This window comes from Rhodococcus sp. IEGM 1366, assembly GCF_033142425.1.
GTDB classification, from domain to species: Bacteria; Actinomycetota; Actinomycetes; order Mycobacteriales; family Mycobacteriaceae; genus Rhodococcus_F; species Rhodococcus_F globerula.
Genome location: NZ_JAWLRZ010000002.1, coordinates 766,765 through 790,161, shown reverse-complemented (window position 1 = coordinate 790,161; position 23,397 = coordinate 766,765). Strand labels below are relative to the sequence as shown.

21 protein-coding genes are annotated in these 23,397 nt (G+C 60.9%); 9 read left to right on the top strand and 12 right to left on the bottom strand.

From position 1 onward, the window contains the following. The first annotated feature begins 100 nt into the window (after positions 1-100). Entirely contained in the window at positions 101-2,383 is a 2,283-nt protein-coding gene (locus tag R4P64_RS09550; protein WP_317820467.1) for a HelD family protein, read from the top strand. A 50-nt stretch (positions 2,384-2,433) separates the two neighbouring features. Further along, positions 2,434-2,916, top strand: a complete 483-nt coding sequence (locus R4P64_RS09545; RefSeq protein ID WP_317820465.1) for a hypothetical protein — start codon at positions 2,434-2,436, stop codon at positions 2,914-2,916. 6 nt (positions 2,917-2,922) lie between these two features. Here the strand turns inward: R4P64_RS09545 and R4P64_RS09540 are convergent, their stop codons facing one another. From R4P64_RS09540 to uvrB, 3 genes are all read right to left on the bottom strand, one after another. Then, a complete protein-coding gene (locus tag R4P64_RS09540) occupies positions 2,923-3,375 on the bottom strand; it encodes a universal stress protein (RefSeq protein ID WP_033230819.1) in 453 nt (150 codons plus the stop codon). 160 nt (positions 3,376-3,535) lie between these two features. Beyond that, positions 3,536-4,411 carry an SCO6745 family protein gene (locus R4P64_RS09535; protein ID WP_045070036.1) on the bottom strand — a complete coding sequence of 292 codons (876 nt, stop codon included), beginning with the start codon at positions 4,409-4,411 and terminating at the stop codon, positions 3,536-3,538. A gap of 46 nt (positions 4,412-4,457) precedes the next feature. Further along, positions 4,458-6,620 (bottom strand): excinuclease ABC subunit UvrB, encoded by a 2,163-nt coding sequence (gene uvrB, locus R4P64_RS09530; RefSeq protein ID WP_317820462.1) that lies wholly within the window; start codon positions 6,618-6,620, stop codon positions 4,458-4,460. 72 nt (positions 6,621-6,692) lie between these two features. On the opposite strand from uvrB, the gene R4P64_RS09525 reads away from it, so the two are divergent. Beyond that, positions 6,693-7,211: a DUF402 domain-containing protein gene (locus R4P64_RS09525; RefSeq protein WP_045071025.1), complete on the top strand. Its 519-nt coding sequence runs from the start codon at positions 6,693-6,695 to the stop codon at positions 7,209-7,211. 3 nt (positions 7,212-7,214) lie between these two features. Here the strand turns inward: R4P64_RS09525 and coaE are convergent, their stop codons facing one another. Continuing rightward, entirely contained in the window at positions 7,215-8,429 is a 1,215-nt protein-coding gene (coaE, locus tag R4P64_RS09520; RefSeq protein WP_317820553.1) for a dephospho-CoA kinase, read from the bottom strand. A 152-nt stretch (positions 8,430-8,581) separates the two neighbouring features. On the opposite strand from coaE, the gene R4P64_RS09515 reads away from it, so the two are divergent. Beyond that, a complete protein-coding gene (locus tag R4P64_RS09515) occupies positions 8,582-8,803 on the top strand; it encodes a hypothetical protein (protein WP_033230823.1) in 222 nt (73 codons plus the stop codon). Positions 8,804-8,989: 186 nt separating this feature from the next. On the opposite strand, the gene rpsA is transcribed toward R4P64_RS09515, so the two are convergent. Beyond that, the gene (rpsA, locus tag R4P64_RS09510) at positions 8,990-10,477 is read right to left on the bottom strand and encodes a 30S ribosomal protein S1 (RefSeq protein ID WP_033230824.1); all 1,488 of its coding nucleotides are present in this window, start codon (positions 10,475-10,477) and stop codon (positions 8,990-8,992) included. A gap of 307 nt (positions 10,478-10,784) precedes the next feature. Between rpsA and R4P64_RS09505 the strand changes: the two genes are divergently transcribed. Then, complete coding sequence (locus R4P64_RS09505) at positions 10,785-11,630, top strand: class I SAM-dependent methyltransferase (protein ID WP_033230825.1); 846 nt, start codon at positions 10,785-10,787, stop codon at positions 11,628-11,630. Between the two features lie 3 nt (positions 11,631-11,633). Here R4P64_RS09505 and R4P64_RS09500 read toward each other — a convergent pair whose 3' ends face one another. From R4P64_RS09500 to R4P64_RS09485, 4 genes are all read right to left on the bottom strand, one after another. Then, positions 11,634-12,395, bottom strand: coding sequence for an amino acid ABC transporter ATP-binding protein (locus R4P64_RS09500; RefSeq protein ID WP_033230826.1), 762 nt, complete (start codon positions 12,393-12,395; stop codon positions 11,634-11,636). Next, the gene (locus tag R4P64_RS09495) at positions 12,392-13,348 is read right to left on the bottom strand and encodes an amino acid ABC transporter permease (RefSeq protein WP_084702999.1); all 957 of its coding nucleotides are present in this window, start codon (positions 13,346-13,348) and stop codon (positions 12,392-12,394) included. The genes R4P64_RS09500 and R4P64_RS09495 overlap by 4 nt, the downstream gene beginning before the upstream one ends. Beyond that, positions 13,348-14,322 carry an ABC transporter substrate-binding protein gene (locus R4P64_RS09490; protein WP_242484549.1) on the bottom strand — a complete coding sequence of 325 codons (975 nt, stop codon included), beginning with the start codon at positions 14,320-14,322 and terminating at the stop codon, positions 13,348-13,350. Before R4P64_RS09490 ends, R4P64_RS09495 begins: the two co-directional genes overlap by 1 nt. An 85-nt stretch (positions 14,323-14,407) precedes the next feature. Beyond that, positions 14,408-15,505, bottom strand: coding sequence for an isocitrate/isopropylmalate dehydrogenase family protein (locus R4P64_RS09485; protein WP_317820456.1), 1,098 nt, complete (start codon positions 15,503-15,505; stop codon positions 14,408-14,410). Positions 15,506-15,524: 19 nt separating this feature from the next. Between R4P64_RS09485 and R4P64_RS09480 the strand changes: the two genes are divergently transcribed. Further along, positions 15,525-16,046: a 2'-5' RNA ligase family protein gene (locus tag R4P64_RS09480; RefSeq protein ID WP_033230829.1), complete on the top strand. Its 522-nt coding sequence runs from the start codon at positions 15,525-15,527 to the stop codon at positions 16,044-16,046. Here the strand turns inward: R4P64_RS09480 and R4P64_RS09475 are convergent. Beyond that, positions 15,991-16,920, bottom strand: a complete 930-nt coding sequence (locus R4P64_RS09475) for a DMT family transporter (protein ID WP_317820454.1) — start codon at positions 16,918-16,920, stop codon at positions 15,991-15,993. The two genes, R4P64_RS09480 and R4P64_RS09475, sit on opposite strands and share 56 nt — an antisense overlap. Next, entirely contained in the window at positions 16,917-17,084 is a 168-nt protein-coding gene (locus R4P64_RS09470) for a hypothetical protein (protein WP_196246688.1), read from the bottom strand. The genes R4P64_RS09475 and R4P64_RS09470 overlap by 4 nt, the downstream gene beginning before the upstream one ends. Before the next feature lie 49 nt (positions 17,085-17,133). On the opposite strand from R4P64_RS09470, the gene R4P64_RS09465 reads away from it, so the two are divergent. Together R4P64_RS09465 and R4P64_RS09460 are read left to right on the top strand one after the other, a co-directional pair. Then, positions 17,134-18,138, top strand: coding sequence for a helix-turn-helix domain-containing protein (locus R4P64_RS09465; protein ID WP_317820451.1), 1,005 nt, complete (start codon positions 17,134-17,136; stop codon positions 18,136-18,138). A 149-nt stretch (positions 18,139-18,287) separates the two neighbouring features. Further along, on the top strand, positions 18,288-21,602 hold the full coding sequence (locus tag R4P64_RS09460) for a protein kinase domain-containing protein (protein WP_317820449.1): 3,315 nt from the start codon (positions 18,288-18,290) through the stop codon (positions 21,600-21,602). 379 nt (positions 21,603-21,981) lie between these two features. Here R4P64_RS09460 and R4P64_RS09455 read toward each other — a convergent pair whose 3' ends face one another. Beyond that, positions 21,982-22,500, bottom strand: a complete 519-nt coding sequence (locus R4P64_RS09455) for a C40 family peptidase (protein ID WP_051730183.1) — start codon at positions 22,498-22,500, stop codon at positions 21,982-21,984. A 422-nt stretch (positions 22,501-22,922) separates the two neighbouring features. Here R4P64_RS09455 and trxA point away from each other — a divergent pair, with 422 nt between their 5' ends. After that, a complete protein-coding gene (trxA, locus tag R4P64_RS09450) occupies positions 22,923-23,294 on the top strand; it encodes a thioredoxin (RefSeq protein WP_317820448.1) in 372 nt (123 codons plus the stop codon). Positions 23,295-23,397 lie beyond the last annotated feature (103 nt).

The following is a 23,397-nucleotide window of genomic DNA, read 5'->3' as shown; positions in this document are numbered from 1 at the left end:
TGGCCTGACCTCGTTGGATACACCCCATTCACCTAAGCGAACTAGACTGTCTTGGCACTTTTGCGGTGCTCGACTTCTTTCACCAAGCCTAGGAGAACCCTTGCCCGACGCGGACCCGTCACACACCGAGCAACAGCTCGAGCAGCAGTACGTGACGATGCTGTATTCCCGTCTCGACGAGCTCCGGAAGCATGCCAAATCGCGCCTGAGCACCGTCTTGCTGGAAAGCGGTGGAACCCCGCAGGCACGCAGTGAACGCGAATCGTTCAACGCGATGTACACCGAGGATCTAGCCAAGTACGACGCAGCCGAAAATGGACTGTGCTTCGGCAGAATCGATTTCGACGACGAACATCGCTACGTCGGCCGCCTGGGAATTCTCGACACCGAGAACGACTACGAGACGCTCCTCCTCGACTGGCGCGCCCCGATGGCCCGCCCGTTCTACCTCGCGACACCAGCGGCGCCTGAGGGCGTGAAGCGTCGACGCCACATCCGTAGCCGTAGCCGCGCGGTCACCGGAATCAACGACGAATACCTCGACCTCGACGCAGCTCGCGCTGCCGGCGTTGTCACCGAAGCCGGTGGCGTAGCCGGCGAGAGCGCGCTACTCGACGCATTGAACGCCGCCCGCACGGGCCAGATGAACGACATCGTCGAAACCATCCAGACCGAGCAGGATTCGATCATCCGATCCGAACACAAGAGTGTGCTCGTGGTTCAGGGTGGCCCCGGTACCGGCAAAACCGCTGTGGCGCTCCACCGTGCGGCGTTCCTGCTCTACACCTATCGCCAGCAATTGGCGAAGGCCGGAGTACTCATCATCGGCCCCAACGCAACGTTCCTCGACTACATCAGTCAGGTACTCCCGTCACTTGGTGAAACCGGCGTTCTACTCTCCACCATCGGCGACCTGTATCCCGGAGTGCGCGCAACACGAATCGATTCGCTTGCCGCCGGTGAGATCAAGGGTTCACTCGACATCCTCGACGTACTCAAGAACGCTGTCCGTGATCGCCAGGAAGTACCGTCATCGCCGATAGTTCTCCGATTCGACACTTACGACCTGAAACTGGATCGAAAGACAGTCACCAAGGCCCGTGGCCGTGCCCGCTCGTCCCGCCGGCCGCACAACTTGGCCAGGCCGATCTTCGTATCAGCGGTCATCGAAGCGCTGGCTCTACAGATGGCCGAGATCATCGGCGGAAATCTGGTGGACGGCGGTTCGCTCCTGAGTCGAGACGACATCGCCGACATCCGTGACGAGATGCGCGAAGACGCCGACATCATGTCCGCAATCGGCTCACTATGGCCCGAGTTGTCGCCGCAACAGATTCTCGCCGAACTCTGGACGTCACCGAGACGACTGGAAAAAGCCGCTCCACAATTCGACGACAACCAGCGCTCGGATTTGTTGCAGAGCGTCGGCCCCGGATTCAGTGCCGCGGACGCGCCGCTACTCGACGAGCTGGCCGAAATTCTCGGCGTTGACGACGCCGCTGAACGCGAACGGGCACAACGACAATGGCGCGCTCAGATTGCCGACGCACAGGGCGCTCTCGATATTCTGACAGGGTCGGCGCCGCAGGATCTCGAAGACGAGATGGACCCCGAAATCCTGATGGCCTACGACCTGATCGACGCCAGTCAACTCGCCCAGCGTCACGATTTGGGCCAGCATCAGACCACTGCCGAGCGCGCCGCGGGTGATCGAACCTGGACCTACGGTCACGTGATCGTGGACGAGGCCCAGGAGTTGTCGGCTATGGCATGGCGAATGTTGATGCGCCGCATACCGAATCGCTGGATGACGTTGGTGGGCGACACAGCGCAGACCGGTGATCCCGCCGGCACGTCGTCATGGCAGACGATCCTCGAACCGTACGTCGCGAAGCGTTGGAAGCTCACACAGCTGACCGTGAACTATCGAACCCCGTCGGAAATCATGGATGTGGCACACCGGGTGCTCGAGGAAATCGATCCCACGCAAGCAGTACCCCGGTCGGTCAGAGATAGCGGTTTTGCACCGTGGTCACTGAAAACCACAGCGGAGAATCTCCAGGAAACGGTGCGTCGCTGCATCGAGCACGAGTCTCACGCAGGCTTGACTGCGGTGATCGCCGGGCACGAGACGGTGAAGAACCTGTCCGGCCTCGCCGGCGACTCTGTCAGCGTGCTCTCCGTCAAGGACGTCAAGGGCCTGGAATTCGACACCGTTTTCATCGTCGAACCCTCGGATATCCTCGACGAATCGCCGCGGGGAATGAATGACCTGTACGTCGCACTGACCCGAGCAACACAGCGGCTCGGCATCATTCACATCGAATCGCTTCCGGCTGTGCTCGACAACATCGCCGAAGCTGCATTCACACCCGTGATGTGATGCGACCGAGTAGGTTCTCTCGTGCCACTTCTACTGAAGGAAATCTTCTCGTGACCGCTCCGATCGCCGCACGCATGCCGCAGTGGCTACTCCGTCGCCGCCCACAGGTCGTCGGAGCTGCGCTGATCGGCCTGTGCGCCGGGATGCTGATCGGATGCGCACAGGCCGAGTCTTCGCCGTCGGATACCGCCGACGGCGCCGCACCTGCCACTGCCACGGCCGACTCACCCGAGCTTCAGGCACTCGAACGGTTCCGGGACGCGATCACGGCAGACGGCGTCACCACACCGCTTACCGACGACACCCTGCAAGCACTCGGGGACGGAATCTGCCGTCAGTTGGCGGTGGGCACGGATCGAACGATGATCATCGAGAATTTGCGCAGCGTGACGCACAACGGCGCCACCAGCCGACCAGGCCAACTCCAAGACGTGGAGAGCACCGAAAACAGTTCGGCCGCATCGCCGATCAGTGCCGATCCCTATCGATTGGGAACCGTGATCGTCGACGCGGCCGAGACCGAGTACTGCTGAGAACTTTCAGCGAACGGTATGAACGATCAGAACGTCGGATGTTGCCTTTCGTGCAGCATCCGACGGTACCGATCCGAGTAGACGCCCGGTCAGTGTGTTGAGTCCACGGTTACCGATGACCAACAGATCACCCTCGACCTCGTCGAGCAAGGCGAGCAACGACTCGACGGGCGCTCCGACGATTGCCCGTTCCACGACCTTCTCCGCGCCGGCAGCATGTGCGCGCTCCCGAGCCGTTCGGAGGATTTCGTAGGTAGGTGTCGAACCTGTGACCTGGTATGCCTCGTCGCCGAGTACATCTGCCGCAGCGCTGACGTCCTTGGGGTCTGCCGGGTAGTACGCGCACGCGATAATCAATTGCGCACTGGCATCTGCTGCAATGCTTGCGGCCCGGTCGACTGCTTTCAGTGACGACTCGGAGCCATCGGTTCCTACGACAACGGTCCGGTAGGCACTCATTCATCCTCCATGGTTACGAGATAGTCAGCGGTTACGGGAAAGTCAGCGCTGCTGACATTAGCGGGCAGAGCGCAGCGATAGTGCCAATTGCCATACACACCACAAGACCGCAGTGAATGTGATCTGCAGTCACATCAAAAAAATTACACTGAATTCCGGATCAGCGCAGGTTTCCGAATCGCGGACCGAAAAGCGCTGCGGGAAACACGTCCTGTTCAGTAAGTGCAGCACGCCACGGCGCTGCCAGTTCGAGAAGCCTGTCTGCTCCGGATTCGCCCAAGGCGTCCCACGGCGCCAAAGCCAGATCGTCCGTCAAGTCCTCCACGACGTCGCGCAGTTCCTGCCCGTCCTCGGTCAGTGCTCCCGACTTACGATCGAGCAACTCTCGATCCTGAAGATCCTGGACACCTTGCGCCCACTGCTCGGCAGACCACCCGCGACGACTCTGAGCAAACTTCTGCTGGAATCCGATACCCGTGGCGGTGTGGGTGATCAAGGCTTCCAACCCGTTCAGTCCGGCAGTCTGCAGTGCGGCGATGTGTCCGTCACCGCGGTACTCCCGCAGCAAAGTCAGTGCGTGCCAGAACGCGAGGTGCGGCACGGTCGGCCACTCGACGGAAGCCCAACCGGCGTACAGCGGACGTCCCTCGACGCCGGGGATGTTCCGTGCCGCAATAGAAACCAACTCGGCAGCTTCAGCCATGTCCTGTGACGACGTCACCTCTTCACCGAGGAGACGAACGTACGCGGCGTCGATGGCGCGGTAGCGCGCAGCAACAATCTCCGATGGTTTCGCGAGGTCCCACGCGCGCGGAATCACGCTGGCGACCAACTCCGGGTTGAAGTTGTAGAACGCCGACGTCACGACGGTGGCGGGTGGAGTACCCAAGGGCGCAGCGCGACCCGCGAAGTACACCATCCGGCCCGGCTCGAGCCCAAGCGCAACCAATTCCTTTTCCGTCTCCGGAACGAAGTAAGCCAACGAATGGAGAAGTTCGAGAGTACGGCCGGTCTTGCCGGCAGTCTGTGCATCCATATGTGAACCGTAGCGGGCGTTCCCGATTCACACACATCCCACCGATCTACTTCAAACCGGCCGCGTCCATGCCTCGAAGCTCCTTCTTGAGATCCGAGATTTCGTCACGCAAACGACCGGCCAACTCGAACTGCAAGTCCCGGGCGGCATTCATCATCTGATCTGTGAGTTCCTTGACCAGGTCTGCCAATTCGGCCCGGGGCATCGATTTGGTGTCGCGGCCTTCGTACACTCCTGCACTGACCGCGCGGCCTGCTTCGCCCTGCGCTCGACGGCCACGCGTCGCGTTACGTCCGGAACCACCGATGTCGACGGACGCAGCGGTGTCCTCGGCTTCCTCGTAGACCTGATCGAGGATGTCGGCGATCTTCTTGCGGAGAGGCTGCGGATCAACCCCCATCTTCTTGTTGTATTCGACCTGCTTCTCACGGCGACGCTCGGTCTCTTCGATTGCCTGGGCCATGGACGCAGTGATCTTGTCCGCGTACATGTGAACCTGGCCGGACACGTTACGAGCAGCACGGCCGATGGTCTGGATAAGACTGGTGGAACTCCTCAGGAAGCCCTCCTTGTCGGCATCGAGAATCGCAACCAGCGACACCTCGGGAAGGTCGAGGCCCTCACGCAGAAGGTTGATACCGACCAGGACGTCGTACTCCCCCAGTCGCAACTGCCGCAGCAGTTCGACGCGACGTAACGTGTCGATGTCGGAGTGCAGATAGCGAACCCGAATTCCGAGTTCGAGCAGATAATCGGTGAGATCTTCCGACATCTTCTTGGTCAATGTCGTGACAAGGACTCGCTCGTCCTTTGTCGCGCGTTCCCGGATCTCGTGAACCAGGTCGTCGATCTGCCCCTTGGTCGGCTTGACGATCACCTCGGGATCGACGAGACCTGTCGGACGAATCACCTGCTCGACGAACTCACCGCCGGCTTGCCCCAACTCGTACTTGCCTGGCGTTGCCGACAGGTAGACGGTCTGACCGATGCGCTGACTGAATTCTTCCCACGTCAGCGGCCGGTTATCCGTCGCCGACGGCAGGCGGAAACCGAACTCCACCAGGTTGCGCTTACGCGACATGTCACCCTCGTACATGGCGCCGATCTGTGGAACGGTCACATGTGACTCGTCGATGACCAGCAGGAAATCCTCGGGGAAGTAGTCGATCAGCGTAGCCGGCGCGGTGCCAGGTCCACGGCCGTCGATGTGCCGTGAATAGTTCTCGATTCCGGAGCAGAATCCGACCTGTTTGATCATCTCCAAGTCGTACTGCGTTCGCATCCGTAGCCGCTGCGCCTCGAGCAGTTTGCCCTTGCCCTCCAACTCTTCGAGTCGTTGTTCGAGTTCAGCCTCGATGTCCTTGACCGCACGCTCGAGACGCTCGGGCCCGGCAACATAGTGGGTCGCGGGGAAGATCCGAACGGTATCCACTTTCCGGACGATGTCGCCGGTGAGCGGATGAAGGTAGTACAGCGCCTCGATCTCGTCGCCGAAGAACTCGATCCGAACCGCCAACTCCTCGTACGACGGGATGATTTCAACCGTGTCACCCCGGACGCGGAACGAACCACGGGTGAACGCAACATCGTTGCGGTTGTACTGCACGTCGACCAGGAGGCGCAGAAACGCATCACGCGGAACCTCGACGCCCACTTCGAGCGAGATGGAGCGATCGAGGTAAGACTGCGGTGTACCGAGACCGTAGATGCACGACACGGACGCGACCACAACAACGTCCCGTCGCGAGAGCAGGCTCGACGTCGCGGAGTGACGCAGGCGTTCGACGTCGTCGTTGACCGACGAGTCTTTCTCGATATACGTATCCGTCTGAGCGATATATGCCTCAGGCTGGTAGTAGTCGTAATACGAGACGAAGTATTCAACCGAGTTGTTCGGCAACATCTCGCGAAGCTCGTTGGCCAACTGAGCAGCCAAGGTCTTGTTCGGTGCCATCACCAGCGTCGGCCGCTGCACGCGCTCGATCAGCCAGGCGGTCGTCGCAGATTTGCCGGTGCCGGTGGCACCAAGCAGGACTATGTCCTTCTCGCCCTCGTTGAGCCGTTTCTCGAGCTCGGCAATGGCAGCGGGCTGATCGCCGGCAGGCTCGTATTCACTGACGACCTCGAAGCGGCCGTCAGAGCGCTCGATGTCGCTGACCGGACGAAACTCGGAATGTGCGACGACTGGATGTTCGGAAGCAAACGCCATGAAACCAGGGTATGCGCACCCACCGACATCATGCGTGGGCACAAGCTCGTCGCAGCGGTAGGTTCTTGCAACATGAGCGAAGCACGTATTCACATTCACCCGCCCAAAGTCGAAACTTTCGACCTAGAGGCCCGAACCAACATCGACCCCAAGGGCTTCGTTCGCCAGGTCGAAACCTACCGCGAAGAGCCATGGGGCCTGTACATGGGCCGACACGCAGACCATCCACAATTCCACTACCTGGAGTCGTGGATACTTCCCGACCTCGGAATCCGAGCGTCGATCTTCCACTTCACGCCGGGGCACGAACGGGACCAGGATCACTACATCGACATCGGCACATTCACGCGCGGTGAGCACGCATGGAGATCCGAAGACCACTATCTCGATCTGATTGTGCAGACCGGCCGCAGCACCGAACTACTCGACGTCGACGAACTCCTGGAAGCGCACGCATCCGGAATACTCGACGCCCAGACGTCCGAACAGGCCATGCTGACCGCTGCCCGCACCATCGACGGCATTGCCGCCCACGGTCACGATCTCGGCGCGTGGCTGTCGTCGTTGGGCATGCCGATCACCTGGCGGTAGGCGTCAGGCCGTCCAACCCGACTTGTCTGCCCATTCCCACGCACGGTGGAACGCCGCGTCGAACCAGGGTGTCTTGACTGCGAGGTACGCATCCATCGCCTTGTCGTAATCATCTATTCCGGACGCGTGCTCCGCGGCCCGGACCTTCAACGCGGCATACTCCGCACGGGCGTCGTCATCCGCCTGCAGCCAGTCACGGAACAACACGGCAAATTGCTGGCCCGGCCAACCGTCGACACGAATATGGATGTTCACCGGCCGACCCGGATCTGCGCCGGCATGAATCCGCTTCGCCCACACGCTCGGATCGGTTTCACCCCCGACATAGGCAGGTTTCGGATCGTCCGCGACGATGTTCTCGAGACGCGGAAAACCACCAGTTGCAAGGTCAGCGGCCAAGTCGTCCGCAATCCCGATGTGTTCGACAGTGATCTGAAGATCGATCACGTCCTTCGCGTCGAGTCCCGGTACGGCAGTGGAACCGATGTGATCGATACGCGTGGCTCGATCACCACACAGCAGCGCCAACCGGTTGATCAGGCGAGTTGCTTGCACCGGCCACTGCGGATCCGCGGGGCTCAGCTCAGGAAGTACACGAACCGCTGTTCCGGTGCGCAGATTCTCCTCGAACGGTGCGATTCGACCTGCCCACAGTTCACGGACCACAGCGTCCAGGGCTCCTGGATCACCGCTGTTGTCGAGCCAGACGTCCGCAACGGGACGGCGCTGATCGTCGGTGGCCTGCGCCGCGATTCGCGCCCTGGCATCGCTCTCGCGCATCCCACGTGACTCGACCAACCGCCGGACGCGTTCTTCGGCGTCGACGTACACGATGACAACCATATTGAACGCCGGAGCCATTCCAGCTTCGACAAGCAGCGGGATGTCCTGCACCAGAACAGAATTCGCTGGCGCAGCATCAATGGCTTCGGCCGTACGATGGCCGATCAACGGATGCAGGATCGAATTGAGAGTGCCACGGGAAGCGTCGTCGGCAAACGCCAACGCCGCAAGCGCGGGTCGATCGAGGGTGCCGTCCGGCGCGATGATGCCGTCACCGAACGCCTGCGCCAACGCAGCCAACCCCGGAGTACCGGGTTCTACGACCTCTCGGGCGATCAGATCGGCATCAACGATCACTGCTCCCAGTTCGGTGAGGATTTTCGACACAGTCGACTTGCCGGCTCCGATGCCTCCAGTGAGGCCAACTCTCAACACAACGGACAGTCTCTCACCTATGCTCACGGCACGAGATTCGAGTCCTGAAATTGAACACGCCACACAACTCGAGACGCAAATACCACAATAAAGGCAATCCGTGTGGTTAAGTTCTAGCGAACGCCCTGCACCTTCTCGAGAAAGTGGACGCCATGCGAGCAGATCGTGACCATCTTGGTCAGCATCGCCTCGGAATGCCGAACGGCGTGCACTGTATCGAATTTCCCGAGGTTGCCTTTGCATTGGCCGAACACCGGCGAACGTGGTTCACCGTTCTCGTGAGCCAGGGCCGTCACAGCTTCGCGTCGATGCGCAAGCGCACAGCCGAAGCCACCGCGACGTACTGGGTTCCGGCTCCGGCCACCACCGCTTGACCTAGCAGCACCGCAGCTTTCATCCGACAGCCACCAGTCGCCAGACTGGTGGCTGTCGCATTTCCTCCCATGCGACAACCGGCGTGACGCCAATACTTGTGCCACACAACAAAAGAACCCCGCTCCTGCTTGCGCAGGCGCGGGGTTCTTTCACAGATCTCGCTTGATCAGATCAAGCAGTAATCCTTATGCGTTGCCCGACAGCTTCTCGCGAAGTGCGGCGAGCTGTGCATCGCTTGCAAGCGATCCACCAGCGGACTCTGCCGGAGCGGAGCCTGCAGAGGCCGGAGCCTCTTCGTCGTCTGCAGAAGCCGTCTCCGAGGAGTAGCCGGCAGCAGCGGTGGCAGCTTCAGCGGCCTCGTCTGCAGCGGTCTTCTCCATCTGAACGGTGTGCATCTTGTGACGACGCTCAGCCTCGGCGTAGCGGTTCTCCCACTCTTCGCGCTGCTTGTCGAAGCCCTCGAGCCATTCGTTGGTCTCGGGATCGAAGCCCTCGGGGAAGATGTAGTTGCCCTGCTCGTCGTACGAGTCGGCCATGCCGTACTTGGACGGATCGAACTCGGCGTTGTAATCCTCGTTGGCCTGCTTCAGCGACAGCGAGATACGACGACGCTCGAGGTCGATGTCGATGACCTTGACGAGTGCATCGTCGCCGACGCCGACAACCTGGTCCGGAACCTCGACGTGGCGCTCAGCCAGCTCCGAGATGTGAACGAGGCCTTCGATTCCCTCTTCGACGCGCACGAATGCACCGAACGGAACCAGCTTCGTGACCTTGCCGGGCACGATCTGGCCGATGGCGTGCGTGCGGGCGAACTGACGCCACGGATCTTCCTGCGTTGCCTTGAGCGACAGGGAGACGCGCTCGCGGTCCAGGTCGACGTCGAGAACCTCGACGGTGACCTCGGTGCCGACCTCGACAACCTCGGACGGGTGATCGATGTGCTTCCAAGACAGCTCGGAAACGTGAACCAGACCGTCTACGCCGCCCAGGTCCACGAATGCACCGAAGTTGACGATGGAGGACACGACGCCCTTGCGGACCTGGCCCTTCTGGAGCTGGTGCAGGAATTCGCTGCGAACCTCGGACTGAGTCTGCTCGAGCCATGCACGGCGCGACAGGACCACGTTGTTGCGGTTCTTGTCGAGCTCGATGATCTTGGCCTCGATCTCCTTGCCGACGTACGGCTGGAGGTCGCGGACACGACGCATTTCGACGAGCGAGGCGGGGAGGAAGCCACGAAGGCCGATGTCAAGGATGAGGCCGCCCTTGACGACCTCGATGACGGTGCCCTTGACGGCCTCGTCCTTCTCCTTGAGCTCCTCGATGGTGCCCCAGGCACGCTCGTACTGAGCACGCTTCTTCGACAGGATCAGTCGACCTTCTTTGTCCTCCTTGGTGAGGACGAGAGCCTCGACCGCATCTCCCACGGAGACGACCTCGTTGGGGTCGACGTCGTGCTTGATGGAGAGCTCACGAGAAGGGATGACACCTTCGGTCTTGTAACCGATGTCGAGCAGAACCTCGTCGCGGTCGACCTTGACGATGGTGCCTTCGACGATGTCGCCATCGTTGAAGTACTTGATCGTTGCGTCGATGGCGGCGAGGAAGTCCTCGGCAGAGCCAATGTCGTTAATGGCAACCTGCGGCGAGGTGACGGTTGTGGAGGGCATATGTTGAATTGCTCCGGACGAGTTGTGGTCGGTTGATGGATTTTGTCGGACGAGATGCAACATTGTAGGTACCGGAATGCAGTACCCAGTTGCACAGAAACTAACAACCGGAAACCGAAACACATTCCGCACCCGAACGGTGCACCACAAGATCTCTCGTTCACGCCGATCCAAGGCCTCGGTAAAGGCCTAGTACAGATATTCGACTGAATGACAGACACTCGCGTGGGTAAGACTACGCGTCGGCGGTGCGAGCGGGCAAACCCGGGTACCCTGTCGCCGCTGGTAGCGCTCTAGTCTGTTCGACATGTCTGACGATCGCCACGCTGCCGCCAATTCCATTCTCGGGACCAGCGGAGTCGGCAGGGCCCGGGTCGACTCCGATGCGAGCGACCGCGCCAGCCGCGCGTGGTGGGACGCAGACGCCGAGGACTACCACCGCACTCATGGCGAGTTTCTGGGCGTGAACAGCGCAGACGGTGAATTCGTGTGGTGCCCCGAGGGTCTACACGAAGGCGATCACCACCTGCTCGGCGACATCGTCGACAAGGACATCCTCGAAGTAGGGTGCGGCTCCGCACCCTGCGCCCGGTGGCTGGCCGGTCACGGCGCCCGGGCCGTCGGACTCGACATTTCGATGGGCATGCTCTCGCGCGGAGTCGACGCTATGACTGCCGGCGGACCACGCGTACCGCTGATCCAGGCGAGCGCCGAATTGCTGCCGTTTGCCGACGCGAGCTTCGACATCGTCTGCTCCGCTTTCGGAGCCGTTCCGTTCGTGGCCGATTCGCAGCAAGTGATGAACGAAGTAGCGCGAGTTCTACGGCCGGGCGGCAAGTGGGTGTTCGCGGTCAACCATCCGATTCGCTGGATCTTCCCCGACGATCCAGGTCCCAAGGGACTGACCGCGACACTCCCCTACTTCGACCGAACGCCCTACGTCGAGGTCGACGACAACGGCGTGCCCACCTACGTCGAGCACCACCGCACGATCGGCGACCGCGTCCGCGAATTAGTGGCGGCCGGCTTGCAGGTTCACGACATCATCGAACCGGAGTGGCCGGAGTGGCTGGACCGCGAGTGGGGACAGTGGAGTCCCCTACGCGGCCAGCTCTTTCCGGGCACCGCGATATTCAGCGCCGTCAAACCCTGAGAGCTACAGCAGATTCGACAGGAATGCCTTGGTGCGATCCTGCTGCGGGTTGGCCAGAAGTTGTCGCGGCTCACCGGATTCGACGACAACTCCGCCGTCCATGAACACCAGCTGATCGGCAACCTCACGGGCGAAGCCCATCTCGTGAGTGACGACGACCATCGTCATTCCGTCTTTGGCGAGTTGTTTCATGACTGTCAGAACTTCACCGACAAGTTCCGGATCGAGAGCCGACGTCGGCTCGTCGAAGAGCATCAGTTTCGGGTCCATCGCGAGTGCCCGCGCGATGGCAACGCGCTGTTGCTGTCCACCGGACAACTGGGCGGGGTATGCGTTTGCCTTGGCGCTCAAACCGACCTGATCGAGCAGATCCTTTGCCCGCTCGATTGCCTTCTTCTTGCTGACGCGCTTCACCTGGGTGGGCGCTTCGATGATGTTTTCCAACGCAGTTCGGTGCGGGAACAAGTTGAAGTGCTGGAACACCATGCCGATGTCCTGACGTTGCTTCGCCGCCGCCCGTGGGTGCAGTTCGTAAAGCTTGCCGTTCTTCTCCGAGTAACCGACGAGGTCGCCGTCGACATACAGGCGTCCGGCATTGACCTGTTCGAGGTGGTTGATGCAGCGCAAGAAAGTCGACTTGCCCGACCCGGACGGACCGACCAGGCAGAGCACCTGCCCACGATCGATTTCGAGTGACACGCCTTTGAGGACCTGGAGTGCGCCGAAGTTCTTGCATACTCGATCTGCCTTGACCATCGGTGTCATTTGCGTTCTCCTCCGGGAGTGTCCGGGAGTGTCTCCACTACCGTCGCGTTGCCTTGTGCATCGGCAAGCGCCTGAAGCTGGCGTGTGGTCAGTGCTCGCGTGGCACCCTTCGAGTAGTACCGCTCGACGTAGAACTGGCCGATCATCAGCAGGCTGGTGATCGCGAGGTACCAGGTTGCCGCAACCATGAGCAATGGAATCGGCTCGAAGTTTGCACCCGAAATATCTCTGGCCCGACCGTACAACTCCAAGCTGTACGGAACTGCGGACACCAGCGACGTCGTCTTGAGCATGCTGATCAACTCGTTGCCCGTCGGCGGGATAATCACGCGCATTGCCTGTGGGAGAACCGTTCGGCGCATGGTCTGGCTCCACGTCATGCCCAACGCGATGGATGCTTCGGTCTGTCCCTCGTTGACCGAACTCACTCCGGCTCGGACGATTTCCGCCATGTAGGCAGCCTCGTTCAATGCCAACCCGATGACGGCAAAAAGGAACGCCGCCTGGATTCCCTGTAGATCGATGTGCACGAACTGATGCACAAACGGGATACCGAGATCGAGGCTCTTGTAGATCGACGGAAACAGCCCCCAGAACACCAATTGGACGTAGACGGGCGTGCCACGAAAAATCCAGAGATACCCCCAAGCGGCTGTCCTGAGGACAGGGTTGGGTGACAACCTCATCACAGCCAAAATCACGCCAAGGACTATCGCGATCACCATCGACAGCACTGTCAGTTGGATGGTCTTCCATGCGGCCGCGCTGATTCGCGAGTCGAACAGATACCGACCGTAGGTCCCCCATCCGAACGCGTCGTTGGTCGCCGCCCCGTAGACGAACAGTCCGAACAACACCACTACGACGATCGCAGCGATCCAGCGACCAGGTCTGCGCAGTGGGATCGCCTTGATCGGCGCCGGATCGCCACTCTCGGTTGTTGTCATGTTCATCAGCTCTCCGCGCCGTTGATCTTGGATACTTCGATGACGCCGGCCTCGACGCTCCACGTCTGAGCGATCTGTTGATAGACGCCGTTGTCGATCAGGTACTGCATGGCCTGCTGAAGTGCGGGACCCAGCTCCGAGCCCTTGACGATCGGCCAACCGTACGGTGCCGAATCGAAGGGCTCACCCGCCGCTTCCATTCGGCCCTTGCTGCGCTTGATCGCGTAGCCGGTGACCGGCGAGTCCGCGGACAGTGCGTCGACTCGGCCGAGGATGAGCGCATTCGCCGCGTCGTCCTGGCTGTCGTACTTGACCTTCTCGATCGGCGGTTTGCCTGCGGCAACACATGCCTCGCTCTTTGCAGGCACTTCGTCGATGTCCTCGGTTGTCGTGGTTTGAACCGCGACCCGCAGCCCACACGCATTGTTCGGATCGACAGGATTGTCCGGGCGCTGCGCCCATTGAATGCCTGCGCTGTAGTAGGTCACGAAGTCGACCGTCTTCTCGCGCTCCTTGGAATCGGTGAACGACGACATTCCCATGTCGTAGCTCCCCGATTGGATTGCGGGAATGATCTTGTCGAAGTCCGCTTGGTTGAAGACCGCCTCGACTCCGAGCACTGCCGCAACAGCTTTCATCAAGTCGACGTCGAATCCGACGATGTTGCCGTCCGCGTCCTTGAATTCGTTGGGCGCGTAGGGAATGTTCACCCCGATCTGGAGCTTGCCGGTTTCAGCGACCTTCGGTGGCAACAGCGCCGCAATCTCAGGCACCTTCTGCACCGTGAGTGGAGGACCTTCCGGCACAAGACCTTCGTCGTTGACCACACATCCCCCGCAGAGCGCGACAATCACGCCGACCAACAGGAGCCGAACGAGATGTATGCGTACTCCCCCGCGACGAAACACTCTTGCTCGCGCGTTTTCACCGACCACGACTCTGCTCTCCACTCGTCGATCGCCGCATCGAGCAACGCTCATTCGAAATTCAGTAGAACGGTAGGGTACGGCAGGACTTCCTCGACTAACGATTCCGAACTCCTTCCCCACCCGTGCGATACAAGAATCAGCGACGAAGTGTATGCGCGTACACCACTTCGGCGAATTCGCTGGTGGACGCAAGGCCGCCAAGGTCAGCGGTCGCGATTCCCGAGGAAATAGTGGCGTTCACCGCATTTCTGATTCGACTCGCCGCAGCCGACAACACAGGTTCGCGACGGACATCTGCCAGCCAGTCCAGCATCATCGCACTCGAGAGAAACATGGCTGTGGGGTTGGCTCGGTTCTTGCCCGCTATGTCCGGCGCCGCTCCGTGCGCAGCCTGCGCCATGACTCGAGTGTCCGAGACATTGATCGACGGCGCTGTCCCGAGCGAGCCGGCCAACTCTCCTGCCAGGTCTGACAGGATGTCGCCGAACATGTTCTCGGTGACTACGACATCGAATTCTCCACCTCGCCGAACCAGAAGTGCGGCCATGGCATCGACATGTTCGTCGTCGACAACGACATGAGGGAAATCGGCGGCCACAGTGCGGCAGGCATCGCGGAAAAGCCCGGTGGTGAGGGTGAGGACATTCGCTTTGTGGACGATGGTGACGTGATTGCGTCGACGCGTCGCCAGAGCGAACGCCGTTCGGGCTATTCGCTCGCACGCTGCGCGCGTGAAAACGCCAACCGAGAGTGCGAGGTCCGGCGTCGGCATGAATTCACCGCTACCGACAGCCATGTTGCGGTCTGCGTACAGCCCCTCGGTGTTCTCGCGGACGATCACCAAGTCCATGCCCGGAACGGTCGCCTTCACTCCGCTCAGAACAGCGGCCGGACGGATGTTCGCAAAGAGTTCGAACTTCTTTCGGATCACACCGCCGGGCGTCAGCTGTCCACGAAACTCGCTCGGGTACGACGCGCTGTCATGTGGTCCGAGGATCCATCCGGGTAGCTGCTCGAGTGCGGTGAGTGTCTCGTCGGGAATCGGTGTCCCGTGACTGTCGATGGCTTCGAAGCCGAGCGGCAGTTCCACCCACTCCACGGGTTGGGCGTGAACCGAGGACATTGCGCCGTCCACGATCTCCCGAGTGGCCGGGACTATGTCCTGACCGATTCCGTCGCCGCGCATGAGTCCCAGCCGCAGGCCCGATGATCCGATTGCACTCGTACCTGTCATCGGGCAATCATTACCCATCATGGTCCAGTCGGTGGAGTTGTTACTCGGCGAGTCGAGTGAGTCGGCGATACGCGGTCAGTGGTCTGCGCTCGCTGACGCAGGTCTACCGAGTCAGGGAAAAATGGTGCGCGAGAGCAATCGACCGCACATCACGTTGTTTGTCGCGCGCGCGATTCCGCCTGAGGTCGACGAGGTCCTGACCAGACGGTTCTCGCTACCACCCTTCGAAATCAGATTGGGTGGTTACATCGTGTTCGGCGGCAGGCAGTTCGTATTGGCACGTTCTGTCATCCCGTCGAGAGCTCTCCTGCGACTTCACCGTGATGTCTTCGACGCCGCAGCCGGGTCCAGTGGCATTCCCGGGCACATCGAACCGGGTACGTGGACGCCACATGTGACGTTGGCTCGGCGGATCGAGCCGGATCAACTGGGCGGCGCGATCTCCCTACTGAGCAAGGACGTGATCGCCGGCGATTGCGGTCCGATCAGACGGTGGGACGGCGAACAGAAATTGGAGTGGTCACTGACACCGCCGGCGTGAGCGATCGAGTTGCCCGCCTGGTGACCAGGATTCCCGCGATCACGATCAACGCCCCGAGTGGTTGATTCCAGCCGATGCTCTCGCCGAGCACTAGCCCGCCGAGCGCAACGCCGACGACTGGGCTGAGATAGGTGACAGTCGAGGCCGCTGTCGGACCCCACCCCTGCACGACGTTGGTGTTCCAGATAAATGCCAATCCTGTTCCGAATGCGCCGAGAGCGATCATCGACCCGATGATTGCCGGTGTCAGGTGCATCGGTGTGTTCGCGATGACCGGCGACGCGAGCACCATGAACAATGCCCCGATGCTGATCTGCAGCGACGCGATGGTGCGGGTATCAACACCGAGCGGAAGGACGAAGCGACGGAGGTAGACAAACGAGACGCCATACGACGCGGTAGCTCCAAGACAGGCGATCTGCGCGCTGACGCTTCCACCAACTCCGATGTTCCACGGGGACAGCACAATCAGAACACCGAAGAACCCGAGCATGAGGCCTGTGGCTTTGAATCTGGTCAAGCTCTCCCCGGGCAGGAATGCGAGGGACGCCGCCATCGTCATGAGCGGTGTCGTGGCGTTGTATATGCTGGCGAGCCCCGACGACATGCTCTGCTCGGCCCAACTGAACAACAGCCACGGAGCTACACATTGCATCGCCGCCAGAAAGGACATGTGCTTCCAGATTCGACGATCCTGCGGCAATCCGATCCGATTGATCGCCGAAACGATCACCAACGCCAGTGCACCGAAAACCAAGCGCCACAGGACAACTTGAGTGAAGGACAATCCTTCGAGGCCGATCTTCATGAAGAGGAAGCTTGCGCCCCACACCATCGACGCGGCGACGTACTGGAAGAGCAGGCTCGCCCTCACAAGGTGAATTCGCCGTGGGGGCTCACGTCGCGGCGAGTGTCGGGAGTGCGCCCGGTCAGAGCCAGGACGTTGAGGGTGACGAGGACGATCAGACTGACGATGATGATTGCCATGTACAAAGCTTGACGCAGTAGTACATGCAGCAATAGTGGCAGAAATGCCATACTTGAACGATTTTCTGCCACGACGTCATTTTTCTGTCAGACTCGACACATGCTCGAAAAAGTGGTGGTCCCACTGATGCCGATGACGGAGGCTTTCGAACTCGGGGTGGCCTGCGAGGTGTTCGGATTCGATCGCTCGGACGAGAACTTGCCGACGTACGATTTCTCGTTGGTCGCAGCTGTTCCAGGACCGATCCGAACCCGGTTCGGATACGGCATCGACGTTCCGTACAACCTGGACGCTCTCGACGACGCGGATCTGATCATCGTGTCGGCCGGCGGGACCTACGCCGCAGACGACGACTACATGTGCGCCCCGCGCCCCGATTCGAGCGCCGATCCGCTCCTTCTCAAACTCCAGGACGCGGTGAGCCGCGGCGCGAAGGTGGCAAGTCTGTGTACCGGCGCCTTCATATTGGGAGCGGCAGGCTTACTCGACGGAAAGCGGTGCACCACCCATTGGCGCCACGCCAAGCGATTGGCCGACGCCTATCCGGACGCCAAGGTCGATCCAGACGTGTTGTACGTCGACGAGGATCCTGTTTTCACGAGTGCCGGAACAGCTGCGGGCATCGACCTGTGTCTGCATATTGTCCGGAAAGAACAGGGCAGTCGCGTCGCGAACGGGATCGCCAGACGCATGGTTGTTCCGCCACACCGCGACGGTGGACAAGCCCAGTACGTCGCCAGTCCCCTTGCCACAGTTCCCGATACAACGCTGAGTCCGTTACTCGACTGGATGACGGCACACCTTGCCGAGAACCTCACAGTGACGCGGGTGGCGGCGCGCGCCAACATGTCGCCTCGAACCTTCGCCCGCCGTTTCCAATCAGAAACAGGTGCAACCCCGGCTCGCTGGCTCAGCGATCAACGCGTCCTCGCGGCGCAGCAATTACTCGAAAACAGTGATCTGCCCATCGACGTCATAGCCGAGCGGGTGGGTTTCGGCGGTGGCGCAGTCCTTCGCCAACACTTTCTCCGGCTGCGGTGCACGACACCACAGGCTTACCGGCGAACATTCCGGGCTGTCACACAGCCCGAATCCCTGGCGTGATTTTCCCCACAATTCGCGCGCAGAGTTACCCTGTAGATACTCGCCGAGAAGTGACGTGTGCATGTTCAAGCGACCGCGCTGCGGTCCGCTCGAGGCTTTCTCGGTGACGTTTACACACCGAAAGCAAGTGCACCGGATCGAAGTAACTGATGATCGAGAATCATCCACCGCCGACGCAGCTCGGCGAAGTAACACAGCACGACGGCCCGGTACGGGCTGACCTGGTCACCGCGGAACTGACGGTGGCCGGATTCGCAGATGCCCGCGAGATCGGCCGCGGCGGATTCGGTGTGGTATTCCGTTGTTCCCAGCCCGCTCTGGACCGCGTCGTGGCCGTCAAGGTGTTGACCGGCGAATTCGACAGCGAGAATCTCGCCCGATTCCTTCGTGAACAGCGTGCGATGGGCCGATTGACCGGGCACCCGAATATTCTCAATGTCCTGTCGGTGGGCGCGACCAGCAGCGGTCGGCCGTACATTGTGATGCCGTACCACCTTCAAGGTTCGATGGCAGCGTGGATCCACGCCCATGGCCGGTTCGAATGCGAGGCGGCATGTCGCCTGGGAATCAAGGTCGCGGGCGCGTTGGAAACTGCGCACCGCGCGGGGATCCTCCATCGGGACGTGAAGCCGGCCAACGTGCTTCTGAGCGACTACGGCGAACCTGAACTTGCCGATTTCGGCATTGCTCACGTGAACGGCTATCGCAACGACCGGCCGCGGGTACACGTGGTCGACGCCTTCGAAACCGCCAAGGGCATCGTCACCGGTTCGCCGGCGTTCACGGCTCCGGAGATCCTGCGCGGAGATCAGTCGGATGCCGCTGCTGACATTTACAGCCTCGGCGCGACCTTGCTCGCAGCCATTTCCGGCAGACAGGTTCCGGACGTCGCCACCGAACCCGACCTCCCCCACGACTTACGTGTAGTCCTCGAACACGCGATGGCCGTGTATCCCGGTGACAGACCCACATCTGCCGCAGAATTCGGCGAGGAACTCAGGCAAACTCAACGCCGTCGCGGATGGTCATTGGACGAGATGGCATTGAGTCCCGAACTCGGTGACCCGAATTCGAACAGCTCGAAGCCTCGCACCAGTTTCGCGCCACCACGTGGAACCGACCCCGTGTCCGGAAACGCCTCGACGCGTGGCCGAGACGACATGGGGAACCTACCGCTCGATCTGACCAGTTTCGTCGGGCGTCGCCGCGAGTTGACCGAAACGAAGAAGGCGCTGGCCGCCAACAGGCTGGTGACACTGGCCGGGGTCGGCGGTGTCGGTAAAACCAGACTTGCGCTGCAAGTTGCGAGAAGTTGCCGGCAAGCATTTCCCGACGGAGTCTGGTTGGTCGAACTGGGCGAGATCCGAGACGAGCCCCTGGTGGCCGAAACAGTGACCGCCTCCCTCGGGCTACGGAACCTCTCCGCCCGACCGGTACAGCAGACGTTGGTCGAGCACCTGCGTCCACATCGAACGTTGTTGGTGCTCGACAATTGTGAGCAGATGCTCGATGCTATTGCTGCACTGGCACAAGCGTTATTGCAGACCTGCCCGGAGCTGCGAATCCTGGCCACGAGCCGCGAACCACTCGGAATCGGCGGGGAGAGCGTGCTCCGACTGTCACCACTGACCGTCCCGGATCACGATCAAACACCCTCCCTGCAGGGATTGTCGGGATACGACGCGGTGACGTTGTTCATCGAACGTGCATGCGCTGTGCTTCCGACCTTCGCGATCACCGAGGACAACAGGGCCTCGGTGACGCAGATCTGCCATCAACTCGACGGGCTTCCACTTCCCATCGAGTTGGCGGCGGCCCGATTGCGTTCGATGTCCACCACTCAGATTCTCGAGCATCTCACTGACAGGTACCGGCTTCTGACCGGAGGCAACCGCACGGCTCCGACGCGCCAGCAAACCCTTCAGTTGTGTATGGACTGGAGTTACGAATTATGCACCCCGCTCGAACAGAAGCTGTGGGCCCGGCTGTCCGTGTTCACCGGCGGCTTCGAGTTGGATGCTGTGGAGGGAATCTGCGCTGACGAGTTGACATCGGCCGATGTGCTGGACGTGCTTGTATCGCTGATCGACAAGTCGATCCTCATTCGAGAGGAGCCGACGTCCGTGGTTCGGTATCGATTCCTCGAGACCCTGCGAGAGTACGGCGCGGAGAAATTGAAAGAATGCGGCGAAGCCGGACAATTACAACGTCGACATCGAGAGTGGTTCGAGCAGTTGGCATTACGGGCAGCAGCCGAGTGGATCGGACCCAATCAACTGGACTGGATCGATCGGTTGGGGCGGGAACAGCCGAATCTGCACGAGGCCATGGAGCTGTGCATCTCGGAATCAGGCGTAGACCATACGGAGGCTGGGCTTCGGATGGCCGTGGCAATTTTTCCGTTCTGGTTCTCCCGAGGGCTGTTCAGCGAAGCTCGACACTGGTTCGACCGAATCCTTGCCTGCGACTCCGAGACACCGACGGTCGCCCGATTGGAAGCGCTCTACGCTGACTGTCGGCTTGCATCCATCCAAGGCGACACCGAGGCGGGCGCTGCTCTTGCCGAGGAAGCGCGCGCGAGCGCGGAGTCACTGGGAAGTCCGGACGCGGATGCGCTCGCGTCGTACGCCTGCGGTGTTCTTGCCCTCTTCAGCGGCAACCCGAAGCAGGCAGTCACGGACATCTCACATGCATTCGAAGTGTTCCGCCCCGAGGACAACCTGCTGAGACATGTCTGGGCACTGAACCATCTCGGCCTGGCCTACCACCAAATTGGCGACACCAGCCGGGCCATCGAGTGCTACGAGGAGTCGCTCTCGATCACCGAACCGCTGGGCGAGATCGTGTACCGGGGACGTTCGTGCTGGAATCTCGGGCTCGCATTGTGGTCCGACGGTAACCAAGCGCGAGCGGAATCGCAGCTGAAGAAGGGGCTGACACTGGCTCGGCTCGTGGACGATCCGTTCGGTTCGGCATGGTGCATGGAAGTGCTGGCATGGATCGCGGCAGACGCGAAGCGCTACGGACATGCCGCTGCGCTGATGGGCGCAGTGCAGACGTTATTGGACGAGATCGATACTCCGGCGATCCGTGTTCTCGGCATGACTGCCAATCACGAGGAGTGCGCACGAGTGTCAAAACTCCAGCTCGGTGCTCGAAAATTCGACACCGAGTTCAAGAAGGGCGCGAAGCTGAAGATCTCGGAGGCCACGGCGTTGGCGCTCGACGAGAATCCACCGGTCACTGTTCCGTCGAACCAAATCGGACCGAGCCTGACCAAACGCGAGTCGGAAGTCGCCGACCTCGTTGCCCAAGGGCTGACGAACAAAGCGATCGCCGCGAAACTGGTGATTTCGATTCGCACTGCTCAGGGACACGTCGAACATATTCTGACCAAGCTCGGGTTCAGCTCGCGTGCTCAGATCGCCGGATGGGTTGTCGAACAGGCACGAAACGTCACGTGAGGCTGAAGTGGGGAAACCGATCGCCCGGCTCCTTGCACCGAAACTCGACTCGCGACTGCTTGTCAGGCATCGCGTGCCGGACAGAATCGATCAGCGTGTACAACCACGGACCTTCATCCAACTCGACAATCGCGATGATCGGAATCCGCGCAGATGCTGACCCGCAATTCTCTCCTTGCACATATCGCCAGGAGACGATGGTGCCTGTGCCGCAGCACGGAACCGAGTGGAGAAACCGACAGCCACATTCAGGGCAGGACTGCGTCAGTGGTGCGGACAACCTTCCGCACCCATCGCAGTGCAGAATTGTCAGGCATCGAATATCTGTAGTTCGACTGTCCATCACTCTCTGCACCTCGCGACGTTGTGGGGCGTTGGATCAGTACCGGCGTGCGGCGTGGAAAGGCATCGAGTCGACCGGCGCGTACGTGACCGACTGTCCGGACGTCGGCGCGTGCACTACCGTGCCGTTGCCGGCGTAGATGCCAACGTGGTCGCCGCCGTAGTAGAGCACCAGGTCACCCGGCTGCAGGTCTCCTCGAGATACGGGGACACCACCGGCTTCCTGTGCGTAGGTCGTCCGGGGAATGGACACTCCGGCCTGCGCGTATGCCCACTGAACCAATCCGGAGCAGTCGAACGAGCTAGGTCCGGTCGCGCCCCACACGTACGGTGCCCCGACCTTCGACTCCGCCGCGCTCACCGCCTGCGATCCGGCTGACGAGTAGAACGCAACCTGCTGAACGTGCGTCGACTGAGACGGAGCCGCCAGCGGTTGAGCACTCGCGCCGGCGGTAGTCGAGGCAAAGGCTCCTGCGGTGAGTGCACCGATAATGATGGCGCTTCGAAGAATGCGGGTCAGAGCGGCGTTGGTTCGAGAGGTTGTGCGTACAGCCATGAGCTTGTGGATTTCCCTTCAGGATGTCCCGCTGCCCGATCGGGTTGCGGCGATGCCCACAACTCTGTCGGCGGTTCGCGCTCCTGACTTCCGCTGAACTGCCCATGGCATACCTGTTTCGGTTTTCCGCCTGGTACCACGTAATTTATGTGCCGCGCGTCACCCGGAGCCGCAAATTTGGTGCAGATCTCCAGACCTACGAGTTCGTTCAACCCCAGACAAATATGCATTTATGCAGGTAGATGCACTAACAAGACTCTTCAGAAAGGTAGACGTAGGTACCTGACCGGGTACTTCGGCCCCGTCCACGCGGCCTCGTGCGCAGTCCGGTCGGCGCAGCAGGGAAGAATTGGCGATTCCTCGGCGTTGCACACCTCAACAGCTGCTGCTTCACAGCGCACCGAACTATGGAAAGGACCCTCGTGGCCACCCAGACACTCACCCAGGCAAACTTCGACGAAACCATCAACGGCAGCGATGTCGTGCTCGTGGACTTCTGGGCTTCGTGGTGCGGCCCGTGCCGCCAGTTCGCTCCCACTTTCGAGGCTTCCGCGGACAAGCACTCCGACGTGGTCCATGCGAAGGTCGACACCGAGGCCGAGCAAGGTATCGCAGCAGCGGCGAACATCCGCTCCATCCCGACGATCATGGCTTTCCGCGAAGGCGTCCTCGTGTTCAACCAGGCCGGCGCTCTGCCCGCCCCCGCGCTCGAGGATCTGATCACTCAGGTCAAGGCGCTCGACATGGACGAGGTTCGCAAGCAGATCGCAGAGCAGTCGACTTCCGCCGAGTAACTGTTACAACAAAAAGTGGCGGCCGGGCCACCCAATATTAATGCCAGCGCCCCAATTTATTTGAAAAAAAACAGTGGGGGGCGGGGCCCAAAAACGCCCGGGG